The sequence below is a fragment of the Xanthomonas sp. NCPPB 3570 genome, from assembly GCF_056725115.1.
In genome coordinates this window covers 3,264,610-3,277,132 of record NZ_CM161513.1, presented here as the reverse complement: position 1 = coordinate 3,277,132, position 12,523 = coordinate 3,264,610, and the positions used below count along the sequence as shown (strand labels likewise).

Here is a 12,523-nt window from a genome sequence, read left to right as displayed (position 1 = left end):
CCTGTGGCGAATCACTTCGCCTTGAACACCACCTTGGTGCTGATCGCGGTTTCGTTGGGAATGGTCTTGGTGTCGGCCCAGTCGCCGCCGCCCACGCCGAAGTCCAGGCGCTTGACCGTGGCCTTGCCGGCCAGCATCGGCTGCGCGCCCGGGGTCCAGGTGAAGGTCAGGGTCACCGGCTTGGACACGCCGCGCAGTTCCAGGGTGCCGTCGGCAGCGAACTGGTTGTTGCCCAGCGCGCGGAACTTGTCGGCGCGGTAGTGCGCGGTGGCGAACTTGGCCACGTCGAAGAAGTCGGCGCTCTGCAGGGTGGAATCGCGGTCGCTGTTGCCGCTCTTGGCGCCGGCCAGGGGGATGGTGACGTCGAGCTTGGCGCCGGCCAGATTGGCCGGGTCGAAGCTGAGCTTGGTGTCGAAGCCGGGGAACTGGCCGGTGAACACTTCGCCGTCGTACTTGCTGGCGAACACCAGGGTGGAGCCGGGGGCCTGCACATAGTCGGCGGCCCGCACCGCGGGGGCGGCGGCGAGCAGGGCCACCAGGCTGGCGGCAACGGCGGCGGGGGACGCGAAACGGGTGGACATCGAAACAGCTCCTCAGGACTTGGGGGTGAGCCAGCCGCGCGGCAACATCCGCGCCAGGGTGGCATCGCGTTGGAACAGGTGGTGGTAGAAGGCGGCGCCGGCATGCGCCAGGACCACCGCGATCAGCAGCCAGAAGCCCCATTCGTGCACTGTGTGCGACAGGTCGCGCAGATGCTCGTTCGGGGCGCTGAGCTTGGGCACGGCGACCAGGCCGAACCAGCGGAACGGGCGGAGGCCGCTGGCCGAGTCGTACAGCCAACCGGACAGCGGGATGGCGAAGATCATCACGTACAGCAAGGCGTGGGTGGCGTCGGCGATGCGCTCCTGCCAGCCGGGCGTGCCCGGCACCGGCTTGGGCGCGCCGGCGTACAGGCGCCAGCCCAGCCGCACGATCACCAGCGCCAGCACGGTCAGGCCCAGCGACTTGTGCGCGGTGTAGACCCAGAAATACTTGGGCGTCTTCGGCAACTCGCCCATGGTCAGGCCGACCACGCCGAGCAGCAGGATCAGGGCGGCGATCAGCCAGTGCAGGGTCTGGCTGACGCTGCCCCAGCGGTCGGGGGTGTTGCGGGCGCTCATGGCGTGCCGTCCTGCGCATTCGGCGCGGTGGTGGTGTCGGTGGGAGTAGCGGGCGGGGTGCCGGGTGCCGGATCCGGCTCGGCCTTGGCGCCGCCTTCGCGGGTGGCCTCGGCCTCGATGCGCAGCTCCACCGTGCCGCCGATCACCGAGGGCCAGGCACTGATGCCGAAGTCGGCGCGCTGCAGAGTGGTGGTGGCCGAGAAGCCGGCAGTGCGGCGGAATGGCGGCAGCGGATGGCGCTTGACCGCGTTCAGGGTCACGTCCAGGGTCACCTCGCGGGTGACGCCGTGCAGGGTCAACTGCCCGATCACCTTGGCGTGCTGTGCGTCGATGGGTTCGACGCGGGTGGAGACGAACTGCGCCTCGGGGTAGCGGTCGCCGTCGAGCAGGTTGTGCGCCAGCGCGGCGCGGTTCCACTTGGCATCGCCCAGATCCAGCCGCTGCAACGGCACCCGCGCCTGCAGCCGCGCGCTGCGCCAGTCGTCCGGGTCGAACACCAGGGTACCGGTGCTGCCGGACACGGTGCCCAGCGCCTTGGAGAAGCCGGCGTGCTCGATCGCGAACAGCACCCGCGTGTGTACCGGGTCCAGCGCGTACTGCGCCGGCGCGGCCAGGGCGGCGCCCGGCAAGGCCAGCAGAAGCGCCACGAGAGAGGGTTTGAGCATGAAGCGGGCCGCGCTGGGAGGGTCGCCGGATTCTAGTCACAGTCCGGCCCGGCTGCGTACTTGCGCCACGTAACGGTTCGTTGCACGCCGCGACAGGTGTGATTTTTCCGCGGCCGCGCGGTATAAGAACGCTGCCGCGGCGAGCGGCATACGGAGCGGCCGCCCCGCGCGTCCGGCCCCGGCAGTGCGCCGGTGTTCATCCGCCGACGTCCTTTGCCGGAGCCGATGTCCATGCCCATCCCGCATCCCCCACGCCGGTGGCGCTGCTGGGGGCTGGCCTGCCTGTTGGCGTTGGCCGGCGTCTGCGCCGACGCCTGGGCCGGGGTGCCGCAACTGCCGCGCTTTCGGGTGTTCTCCAGCGAGCAGGGGCTGCCGTCCAGCGACATCTCCGGGCTGCAGCTGGACCGCGACGGGTATCTGTGGATCGCCAGCGGCGATGGCCTGGCCCGCTACGACGGGCGCGAGTTCCGGGTCTGGCGCCACGACCCGGCCGATCCGGCGTCGCTGCGCTGCAATTACGTGCAGGACCTGCACATCGACGCGCGCGACCGCATCTGGGTGGCCTGCGAGGGCGGTGGCCTCAGCATGCTCGGCGCGGACCGGCGCGGTTTCCGTCACTTCAACATGGCCACGCAGCCGGCGATGCGCAGCGACGAGGTGTTCGCCATCGCCAGCCGCGGCGATGCCGTGTTCTTCGGCACCTACCGCGGTGGCCTGTACCGGCTGGGCGACGATGGCCGGGTGCAGCGCATCCGCGCCGGCGACCCGAAGGTGGACGCGCTGCTCGACAGCGCGGTGCTGACCCTGGCCTTCGACGACGCCGGGGTGTTGTGGGTGGGCACCTTCAAGGGCCTGGTGCGCTACGACGGCCGCCACGCCAGCGCCTACCGCATCGACGACGGCATGCCGCAGGAGGAGCAGGTGATCATGTCGATCACCCGGCTCAGCGATGGCCTGTGGTTCAGCGGCAACACCGGGCTGTTCCGGCGCGACCGTGCCGGGCGCTGGTTGCGCGCGGACTGGATCGGCGCGCTGCACCGCGCCGCCAACGCGATTGCCGAGGACGGCGCCGGCGGCTACTGGCTCGGCAACGGCGAAGGCCTGTGGCACAAGCCGGCCGACGGGCCGGCGCGGCGGGTGGACACCGGCGGCGCGGCGGTGTCCGGCGCCAGCGTGGTGGAGACCCTGCTGCGCGACCGCGAGGGCGGCCTGTGGGTGCCGCTGCCGACCCGCGGCCTGGGCTACCTGCGTCCGGACTGGCGCCGGCTGGCGGTGCTGGGCACCGCGCAGGGGCTGCCTGCCGACCAGTACGTCGGCCTGGCGCCGGCGCGCGCGGGCGGGGTGTGGCTGCTTGGCGCCGGCGCCAGCGTGTTCCGCCTCGATACCACCAGCGGTGCGCTGAGCGCGCCGCACTGGTCCAACGGCGCGCCCAGCGGACGCACGCTGTCGGTGCTGGACGACCCGCGCGGCGCGTTGTGGATCGGCGGCAGCAGCGTGCTGTTGCGTGGCCCGCTGGACGGCGGCCCGCTGCAGCGCTGGGCCCGCACTGCCGGCGAGGCCGATGCGATCCCGGACGGCACGCTCGCCTGGCTGCAACTGGACGCGCGCCAGCGGCTGTGGATCGGCGCGCCGGGCTACGGCGTGCAGGTGCGCGATGGCGACGGCCGCGTGCTGCAGAACATTCCCGGCGGCCAGCACGGCCTGGCCGGCACCGACATCGCGGCGTTGGCGATGGCGCCGGACGGCACGCCGTGGCTGGCCGCCGAACAGTTCCAGCAGTGGGACGACGCGGCCGGCCAGTTCCGCACGCCGCCGGAACTGGCCGGTGAGAAAGTGCAGTCGTTCGCCTTCGCCGACGCGCGCACGCTGTGGGTGCACCGGCTGTCCGGGCTGGAGCTGTGGCAGCGCACCGGCAGCAGGTGGCAGCGCAGCCGGCGCTACGCGGTGGCCGACGGGCTGCCGGCCACCGAGTCCAGCGCACTGGTCGCCGATCCGCAGGGGCGCGCGTGGCTGGGCATGCGCCGCGGCCTGTTCCGGGTCGATCCGCGGCGCACCCCGGCGGTGCGCGCGTTCGGCACCCGCGACGGGCTCGGCAGCCAGGAGCTGGTCCGGCGCGGTCTGCTGATGACCGCCGACGGGGTACTGGTGGCCGCGGCCGCCGACGGCAGCGTGGCGCTGCTGGACACCCAGCAGGCGGATCCGGTGCCGGTGCCGCTGGCGCTGAGCATGGAGAGCGTGCAGGTGCGGCGCGGCCCGCGCCTGCTGAGTCTGCCGACGCGCGGCGACTTCACCTTGCGCTCGGACGATCGCGACCTGCGCGTGGCGGTGCGGTTGCTGTCGTACATCGATCCCGAACACATCGTCTACCGGTTCCGCCTGCCGGGCTACGACCGCGACTGGGTCAGCACCGGCGCCAGCGGCGAACGCACCCTGCCGCAACTGCCCGACGGCGCGCAGGTGCTGGAGATCCAGGCGCGCACCCGCAATGGCGCGTGGTCACCGACGCTGCGCCTGCCGTTCCAGGTGCAGCCGCCGTGGTGGCGCAGCGTCTGGGGCATCGTCGGGCTGCTCGCGGCGGCCGGCCTGCTGCTGCTGGTGTCGCTGCGCGCCTACCGGCGCCGCCTGGGCCGCCAGCACGCCTGGGAACTGGCCCTGCACAAGCAGGAACTGGCCGAACAGGCCTCGCTGGCCAAGACCCGCTTCCTGGCCACGCTGGGCCACGAGGTGCGCACGCCGCTGACCGGGGTGCTGGGCATGAGCGAACTGCTGCTGGCCACGCCGCTGGACCCCAAGCAGCGCGGCTATACCGAGTCGATCCGCCGCGCCGGCACGCACCTGCTGCACCTGGTCAACGACGCGCTGGACCTGGCGCGGATCGAGGCCGGGCGCCTGCGCCTGGAGTCGCAGCCATTCGCATTGCAGGCGTTGATCGCCGAAGTGGTCAACCTGATGGCGCCGCTGGCGCAGGCGCGCGGGCTGCGCTTCGATCTGCACGACGCCATGCCCGGCCCGACCACGGTGGAGGGCGATGCGCTGCGGGTGCGGCAGATCCTGCTGAACCTGCTCGGCAACGCGATCAAGTTCACCAGCAGCGGCTCGGTGGCGCTGACGGTCGCGCCGACGCAGGACGGCCACGGGCTGTGCATCGAGGTCGCAGACACCGGCCCGGGCATCGGCGTCGAACAACAGGCGCGGCTGTTCCAGCGCTTCGAGCAGGGCGACGGGCCGCGCACCGCGGTGCGCCAAGGCGGCAGCGGCCTGGGCCTGGCGATCAGCCAGGAACTGGCGATGGCGATGGGCGGACGCATCCAGGTCGAGAGCCGGCTCGGGCATGGCGCGCGTTTCCGCGTGGGCCTGCCGCTGCGCTGGCGCCTGGCGCAGGAGCCGGCGGCGCCGGCGGTGGCGCCGCGCGCGCGCACCGCGCTGCGCATCCTGCTGGTCGAGGACGAACCGACCGTGGCGCAGGTGATGATCGAGTTGCTGCGGGGCCGCGGCCACCAGGTGGCCTGGGCCGCGCACGGCCTGGAAGCGCTCACCGAAGCCAGCCAGGGCAGCTTTGACATCGGCCTGCTCGACCTGGACCTGCCGGCGCTCGACGGCCTGGCGCTGGCGCGGCAGTTGCGTGCGCTGGGCCATGGCTTCCCGCTGGTGGCGGTGACCGCGCGCTCCGACGGTGAGGCCGAGGCCGCCGCGCGCGCTGCCGGATTCGCCGGATTCGTGCGCAAGCCGGTCACCGGGCAGATGCTGGAAGCGGCCATCGACGCGGTGCTGGACGGCGCGCCGCCGCCGGTCTGAGCGGATGCAGGCCGCGGTTGCCAGCGCCGGCGTTTATCGCCGACGATGGCGCCGGTGACGCGGGACGGATGCCCGTCGGGGGGAGACAGAGGCGATGCGGTCGAGACGGATCTTGGGATGGCTGCTGCTGGCGTGGTCCGCGGTCGCCGGCGCGGCGGTGCCGCCGACGCCGCAGCCGCGCCAGCTGACCGTGGCCGACGGCCTGCCGTCCAACAGCATCAATGGCTTCGCCGAGGACAAGCTCGGCTACCTGTGGCTGGCCAGCGGTGACGGCCTGGCGCGCTTCGACGGACGCGGCTACCGCATCTGGCGGATCGAGGACGGCCTGCACGCCAACAAGATCTGGTCGGTGCACGTGGATGCGCAGAACCGGGTCTGGTTCGGTACCGACGGTGCCGGCCTGGGCATGCTCTCCGCCGATCGCCGGCAGTTCCGCTACTACGATCGCAGCACCTATCCGCAGATCGGCTCCACCACCGTGTGGGCCATCGCGTCCACGCCGGACGGCAGCGTCTGGTTCGGGACCTCCGCTGGTGGCCTGCACCAGTTGCAGCCGGACGGCCGCCTGCGCCGCTTCATGCCGATCCCCGGCGACGCGCACAGCCTGCCTTCGGCCAGCGTCACCCATCTGGCGACCACGCCGGACGGCACCCTGTGGGTGGGCACCCGCGGTGGCCTGGCACGCTGGACCGGGCACGATTTCCAGCGACTCGACGCCGCCGCGCTGCCGCGGCCGGAGGTGCAGGGGCTGACCCCCGAACGCGATGGCACGGTGTGGGTCGCCACCACCGGCGGGGCGCGCCTGGTGCGCGCCGACGCCAGCGTGGTGGAGCCGTACTGGCGCAACATGCCCGGCGACAGCGTGCTGGGCATGCTGGTCCACGACCGCCACGGCACGCGCTGGTTCGACACCATGGACGGGCTGGGCCGCGAAAGCGAGTCAGGGGTGATCCGCAACGTACCGCTGTACAGCAACTCCGCGCACGGACTGGTCAAGCCGAACTGGTCGCTGGCCTTCGAGGACCGCGAGGGCGGCCTGTGGTTCGCCAGCGGCAATGCCGGCCTGTGGCACCTGCCGGCCAACTGGCAGCAGTTCTCGGTGCTGTCCTACCGGGTGGACGACCCGGAGTCGATGGGCAATCCCTACGTGCTGGCGACTGCCGCTTCCCGCGACGGCGGCGTGTGGCTGGCGGGCACGCGAGGGGTGCTGGACAAGCTCGACCCGGCCACCGGTGCCGTGCGTCGGCACATGCGCGCGCTGTTCGGTCTGGACTGGACGCGGGCGATCGCCGAGGACCCGCAGGGCCGGCTGTGGGCGGCGGCCGCCGGAGGCGTGTTGCGCTACGACCCGGCCAGCGGAGAGGTCCGGCGTTGGGACAAGGACGCCGGTGCCGATGCGCCGATGATGGAGCAGGTGGATCGGATCGTCTTCAGCAGCGACCGCCACCTCTGGATCTTCAGCGACATCAGCGGCGTGCAGGTGCGCGACCTCGATGGCCACGTGCTGCGCACCATGGCGCCGGGAAACGCCGGCCTGCCTGCGGATCTGACCGTGCAGGAGGCCAGCCTCGGGCCGCAGGGCCAGCCCTGGTTGCTGGGGCAGCACGGGCTGCTCGCCTGGAGCCCCGAGCGCGCGCGATTCGAAGCGGTGCCCGGCGCACCGCAGCGCCCGCTGAGCGCGCTGGCGATCAGCGACGGCAACGTGGTCTGGCTGGCCAGCGTCGGCTGCCTGGAGCGTTATCTGTGGGATGGCAGTCGGCTGAGCCTGCTCGACCGCATCGATGCCGAGCAGGAGTTCCCGGCGCTGGCGCCGAACGGCCTGGTGGTCGATGCCAGCGGCGTGGCCTGGCTGAGCAGCATGCGCGGCCTGATCCGGGTCGATCCGGCGAGCAAGGCGATCCGCTCCTATGGCGTGCACGACGGCCTGCCCAACCAGGAGTTCCAGATCCGCAGCCTGGTGCAGGCGCGCAGCGGGCAGATCCTCGGCGGCACCCCGGACGGGGTGGTGCTGTTCGAGCCGTCGCAGGTGGTGCCGTCGCAGCGGCAGCCACCGCTGGTGATCGAGCACATCGGCGTGCGCCGCGGCGAGCGTGGGCTGGATCTGTTGCACGCCGACCGCATCGTGCTGCAGGAAGGCGACCGCGATCTGCACGTGGTCGCGCGCCTGCTGTCGTTCTCCGACACCGACGCCAATACCTACCGCTTCCGCCTCAGCGGCTACGACCCGGACTGGGTCGACGTGGGCGCCAGCGGCGAGCGCCTGTTCTCGCGGCTGCCGTCGGGCCACTACACCCTGGAGATGCAGGCGCGTACTGCCGACAAGGTGTGGTCGAAGGTGGTCACGCTGCGCTTCCGCGTGCTGCCGCCGTGGTGGCGCAGCCCCTGGGGCGTGGCCGGACTGGTGGCGCTGGCCGCCCTGGCGCTGTGGCTGCTCGCCTACCTGTACCGGCGGCGCCTGCGCCGGCGCGCCGCCTGGCAACTGGCCGTGCACAAGCAGGAGGTGGCCGAGCAGGCCTCGCTGGCCAAGACCCGCTTCCTGGCTACGCTCGGCCACGAGGTGCGCACGCCGATGACCGGCGTGTTGGGCATGAGCGAACTGCTGCTGGCCACGTCGCTGGATGCCAAGCAGCGCCGCTACACCGAGTCGATCCACGACGCCGGCTCGCACCTGCTGCGCCTGGTCAACGATGCGCTGGACCTGGCGCGGATCGAGGCCGGGCGCCTGGAACTGGAGCAGCAGCCGTTCGACCTGGGCCGGCTGATCGCCGAACTGGAGGCGATGATGGGGCCGATGGCGCGCAGCCGCGGGCTGGTCTTCGCCCTGGACAACGCCATGCCGCCGCAGGTCACCGCGCACGGCGACGCCACGCGGGTGCGGCAGATCCTGCTGAACCTGCTCAACAACGCCATCAAGTTCACCGAGCACGGCAGCGTGCAGTTGCGGGTGGCGCCGTTGCAGCCGCAGCAGGGCGTGCGTTTCGAGGTCGCCGACACCGGGCCGGGCATCAATGCCGAACAGCAGGCGCGGCTGTTCCAGCGCTTCGAGCAGGCCGACGGGCCGCGCACCGCCGCCCGCTACGGCGGCAGCGGCCTGGGCCTGGCGATCAGCCAGGAACTGGCGGTGGCGATGGGCGGGCGCATCGACCTGAGCAGCCGGCTCGGTGCCGGCACGCGCTTCGTCGTCGACCTGCCGTTGCCGTGGGCGCCGGTGCCGCTGTCGCAGGCACCGCGCGACGCCCACGCGTCCGCCGGCGCCGCAGCGCCACGGCGGATCCTGCTGGTCGAGGACGACCCGACCGTGGCCGAAGTGGTCGGCGGCCTGCTGCGCGCGCGCGGCCACCACGTCACCCACGCCGCGCACGCGCTGGCCGCGCTGACCGAAGCGGCGGCCAGCCCCTTCGACATCGCCCTGCTGGACCTGGATCTGCCCGGCCTGGACGGCCTGGCGCTGGCGCGGCAGTTGCGCGCCTTCGGCTACGTCATGCCGCTGATCGCGGTCACCGCCCGCGCCGACGCCGACGCCGAACCGCAGGCGCGTGCCGCCGGTTTCAGCGGGTTCCTGCGCAAGCCGGTGACGGGCGAGATGTTGGCGAAGGCGGTGGAGGGTGAGCCGGGCCCGGAAGAAACACCGCAACCGGGGAAGCACGGCAGCGACGATCGCCCTTAGCGCGTTCGCCGCGCCGCCGCCGCCGTCGTAGGAGCGGCTTCAACGGATCCGGCAGACCGCGATACCGCCGCCGTTGCGAATCTCCAATCCCGACTCCCCAATCCCTGCTTTTCGGCTACTCCGCCACTTCCTCCACCTGCTTCGGCGACGGCCGGGTGTCCGGCAACTGCCAGAAGATCAGGGTCGAGGTCAGGGTGATCGCGCCGACGCAGACGAAGGTCGCATGCAGCGCCGCGGTGGCGCCGTGGGTGTCGCCCAGATGAGTGTTGAACGCGGCCAGCAGGCTGCCGGCGGCCGCGGCGCCGAAGCCGGTGGCCAGCATCATCACCATCGACAGCAGGCTGTTGCCCGCACTGGCCTGGTCGCGGTCCAGGTCGCGCAGGGTCACGGTGTTCATGACGGTGAACTGCAGCGAGTTGACCGCGCCGAACAGCGCCAGCTGCAGCAGCCGCCAGCCCAGCGGCTGGCCGGCGTCGAACAGCAGGAAGCTGGCCATCGCGGTGCCGACCAGTACGGTGTTGGTCATCAGCACGCGGCGGTAGCCGAAGCGCTCCACCAGTTTCACCGCCGCGCGCTTGGAGGCCATGCCGGCCAGCGCCACCGGGATCATCATCAGCCCGGCGTTCATCGGACTCATGCCCAGGCCCACCTGCAGCAGCAGCGGGATCAGGAACGGCATGCTGCCGCTGCCCACGCGCGAGAACAGGTTGCCGAGGATGCCGATGCGAAAGCTGGTGACCTTGAACAGATGCAGCGGGAACAGCGGCGCCGCCGCGTTGGCCGCGTGCAGCCAGTAGCCGATCAGCGCCGCCAGCCCGGCGATCGCCAGTAGCATCACGAAGGCGTGGCGCAGGCCCAGCTCGGAGATGCCGTCCAGCGCCAGCGACAGCGCGACCATGCCGAAAGCAAGCATCGCGTAGCCGACCAGGTCGAAGCGGGTGCGCTGCTCGCCGTAGAAGTCCGGCATGATCTTCAGCGCGGCGGCGAAGCCGATCGCGCCGATCGGCAGGTTGATCAGGAACACCCAGTGCCAGGACGCCACCTGCACCAGCCAGCCGCCCAGGGTCGGCCCGACCAGCGGCCCGATCAGCGCGGGGATGGCGATGAAGCTCATCGCGCTGAGGAACTGCGCGCGCGACACCGAGCGCATCACCGCCAGCCGGCCCACCGGCAGCAGCATCGCGCCGCCGATGCCCTGCAGCACGCGCGCGGCCACCAGATACGGCAGCCGCGGCGCCGCCGCGCACAGCAGTGAGCCGAGGGTGAACAGCACGATCGCGGTCAGGAAGGTGCGGCGCGTGCCGTAGCGGTCGGCGATCCAGCCGGAGGCGGGAATGAACATCGCCACCGCCAGCGCGTAGCTGAAGACCACCGACTGCATCTGCAGCGGGCTCTCGCCCAGGCTGCGCGCCATCGCCGGCAACGCGGTGTTGACGATGGTGGCATCGAGCATCTGCATGAAGATGGCCAGCGAGACCAGCCACAGCAGCGGACGGAAACTGCGCGCGTTGGGAACGGCGATCGGATCGGAGGAGGGCGCGGACATCGGCACGCAGGGTGACGCGGGGGGAGCAATAGCATCGCGCAGATCGCGTCGCCGTGTCGTGCAGTCGTGTGCAGTGCGTGTGGGCGATGCAGCCCACGCTCAGCGAGAGGCGCCGTGCAGGCCTCCGCAGACGGCGGCATGCGCGTGTTTTTGTAGGAGCGGCTTCAGCCGCGACGGGCATTGCCGCAACATTCTGTCGCGGCTGAAGCCGCTCCTACGAAGCGCAAAAGATCGAGCGCACGGTCAGATCGCCGACCGTGCGCGAGACTGCAATCCCGAATCCCGAATCCCGAATCCCGAATCCCGGCGTTTAACCACGCCGACTATGCCGCTGCACCGCCTCCACCAACGCACCGACATGCTCCGGCTGCATGTCCGGCGACAGGCCGTGACCCAGGTTGAACACATGACCGTCCAGCGAACCGCCGTTGCCGTCGGCGTAGCTGCGCAGCACGCGCTGCACTTCGCGGTCGATCGCCTGCGGCGCGCCGTACAGCATCGCCGGGTCCAGGTTGCCCTGCAGGGCGACGCGGCCGCCGGTGCGGCGCGCGGCGTCGGCCAGGTCGATGGTCCAGTCCACGCCCACGCCTTCGGCACCGGAGCCGGCCAGCTCCTCCAGGTAGGGCGCGTTGCCCTTGCCGAACAGGATCAGCGGGGTGCGTTCGGCGCCATCGCCGCGCGCCAGTTCGCGGGCGATGCGCTGCAGGTAGGGCAGGGAGAATTCGCGGTACATGGCCGGGCTCAGCACGCCGCCCCAGGTGTCGAACACCTGCAGCGCCTGCGCGCCGGCCGCGCGCTGCGCCGCCAGGTAGGCAATCACCGCGTCGGTGTTGACCGACAGCAGTGCGTGCAGCGCCGCGGGGTCGTTCAGCGCCAGCGCCTTGATCCGCGCGTAGTTGTCGCTGCCGCCGCCCTCGACCATGTAGCAGGCCAGGGTCCAGGGGCTGCCGGAGAAGCCGATCAGCGGCACGCTGTCGTCGAGTTCGCGGCGGATCACCCGCACCGCGTCCATCACGTAGCGCAGCTCGGTCTCCATGTCCGGCACGCCGAGCCTGGCGATCGCCGCGGCATCGCGCACGGGGTGGCGGAACTTGGGGCCTTCGCCTTCGACGAAGTACAGCTCCAGGCCCATCGCATCGGGAATGGTGAGGATGTCCGAAAACAGGATCGCCGCGTCCAGCGGGAACCGCGCCAGCGGCTGCAGGGTCACCTCGCAGGCCAGTTCCGGGGTCTTGGCCATGGCCAGGAAGCTGCCGGCGCGGGCGCGGGTGGCGCGGTACTCGGGCAGGTAGCGCCCGGCCTGGCGCATCAGCCACACGGGGGTCTGGTCCACGGGCTCGCGGCGCAGCGCGCGCAGCAGGCGGTCGTTCTTGAGCATGGGGATTCCTTAGCGCGGCGCGTCGGCGCCACGGGTGAACATGACCTGGAAGCCGCGCTTGAGCTGGGCGTCGCGGGCTTTCTCGAAGGCGGCGTTGGCGTCTTCCTGCTGCAGGTAGAGCTCGCGCCGCAGCTGCGCACGGCCGCCGATCTGGCCGCTCTCGCGCAACAGTTCCCAGCCGCCGAGCAGGTCCGGCTGCAGGGTCAGCTGCAGGTAGCGTGGCGGCTCGTTGCCGTCGGGGCGTTGCTGGAGGAAGACGCGCATGCGCCGATTGTAGCGGGTGCCGGTGCAGGCGACGTGGCCCGGTCGGCG

The 12,523-nt window shown here is 71.8% G+C and carries 8 protein-coding genes; 2 read left to right on the top strand and 6 right to left on the bottom strand.

What is annotated here, in order from left to right:
* Positions 1 to 11: 11 nt before the first annotated feature.
* The 3 genes from AC1PLR_RS14295 to AC1PLR_RS14285 are packed head-to-tail and all read right to left on the bottom strand — an operon-like array spanning position 12 to position 1,825.
* Complete coding sequence (locus AC1PLR_RS14295; protein WP_481101408.1) at positions 12 to 581, bottom strand: YceI family protein; 570 nt, start codon at positions 579 to 581, stop codon at positions 12 to 14.
* A 12-nt stretch (positions 582 to 593) separates the two neighbouring features.
* A complete protein-coding gene (locus tag AC1PLR_RS14290) occupies positions 594 to 1,160 on the bottom strand; it encodes a cytochrome b (protein ID WP_017907780.1) in 567 nt (188 codons plus the stop codon).
* A complete protein-coding gene (locus AC1PLR_RS14285) occupies positions 1,157 to 1,825 on the bottom strand; it encodes a YceI family protein (protein WP_481101407.1) in 669 nt (222 codons plus the stop codon). The genes AC1PLR_RS14290 and AC1PLR_RS14285 overlap by 4 nt, the downstream gene beginning before the upstream one ends.
* A gap of 231 nt (positions 1,826 to 2,056) precedes the next feature.
* On the opposite strand from AC1PLR_RS14285, the gene AC1PLR_RS14280 reads away from it, so the two are divergent.
* Both AC1PLR_RS14280 and AC1PLR_RS14275 read left to right on the top strand, forming a co-directional pair.
* On the top strand, positions 2,057 to 5,620 hold the full coding sequence (locus AC1PLR_RS14280; RefSeq protein WP_481101406.1) for a hybrid sensor histidine kinase/response regulator: 3,564 nt from the start codon (positions 2,057 to 2,059) through the stop codon (positions 5,618 to 5,620).
* A gap of 112 nt (positions 5,621 to 5,732) precedes the next feature.
* Entirely contained in the window at positions 5,733 to 9,287 is a 3,555-nt protein-coding gene (locus AC1PLR_RS14275; protein ID WP_481101405.1) for a hybrid sensor histidine kinase/response regulator, read from the top strand.
* Between the two features lie 115 nt (positions 9,288 to 9,402).
* Here AC1PLR_RS14275 and mdtD read toward each other — a convergent pair whose 3' ends face one another.
* The 3 genes from mdtD to AC1PLR_RS14260 all read right to left on the bottom strand — a co-directional run bounded on the left by mdtD (position 9,403) and on the right by AC1PLR_RS14260 (position 12,475).
* Positions 9,403 to 10,833 (bottom strand): multidrug transporter subunit MdtD, encoded by a 1,431-nt coding sequence (gene mdtD / locus AC1PLR_RS14270; protein WP_420009355.1) that lies wholly within the window; start codon positions 10,831 to 10,833, stop codon positions 9,403 to 9,405.
* Positions 10,834 to 11,143: 310 nt separating this feature from the next.
* Entirely contained in the window at positions 11,144 to 12,211 is a 1,068-nt protein-coding gene (hemE, locus tag AC1PLR_RS14265; RefSeq protein WP_481101404.1) for a uroporphyrinogen decarboxylase, read from the bottom strand.
* 9 nt (positions 12,212 to 12,220) lie between these two features.
* Entirely contained in the window at positions 12,221 to 12,475 is a 255-nt protein-coding gene (locus AC1PLR_RS14260) for a WGR domain-containing protein (protein WP_010344159.1), read from the bottom strand.
* Between the last annotated feature and the right edge of the window lie 48 nt (positions 12,476 to 12,523).

What these genes read in the sequence shown, in the direction of transcription:
- AC1PLR_RS14295 (WP_481101408.1), bottom strand. Translation starts at nt 581, where the DNA reads ATGTCCACCCGTTTCGCGTCCCCCGCCGCCGTTGCCGCCAGCCTGGTG.
- hemE (WP_481101404.1), bottom strand. Translation starts at nt 12,211, where the DNA reads ATGCTCAAGAACGACCGCCTGCTGCGCGCGCTGCGCCGCGAGCCCGTG.
- AC1PLR_RS14290 (WP_017907780.1), bottom strand. Translation starts at nt 1,160, where the DNA reads ATGAGCGCCCGCAACACCCCCGACCGCTGGGGCAGCGTCAGCCAGACC.
- AC1PLR_RS14280 (WP_481101406.1), top strand. Translation starts at nt 2,057, where the DNA reads ATGCCCATCCCGCATCCCCCACGCCGGTGGCGCTGCTGGGGGCTGGCC.
- AC1PLR_RS14285 (WP_481101407.1), bottom strand. Translation starts at nt 1,825, where the DNA reads ATGCTCAAACCCTCTCTCGTGGCGCTTCTGCTGGCCTTGCCGGGCGCC.
- mdtD (WP_420009355.1), bottom strand. Translation starts at nt 10,833, where the DNA reads ATGTCCGCGCCCTCCTCCGATCCGATCGCCGTTCCCAACGCGCGCAGT.
- AC1PLR_RS14260 (WP_010344159.1), bottom strand. Translation starts at nt 12,475, where the DNA reads ATGCGCGTCTTCCTCCAGCAACGCCCCGACGGCAACGAGCCGCCACGC.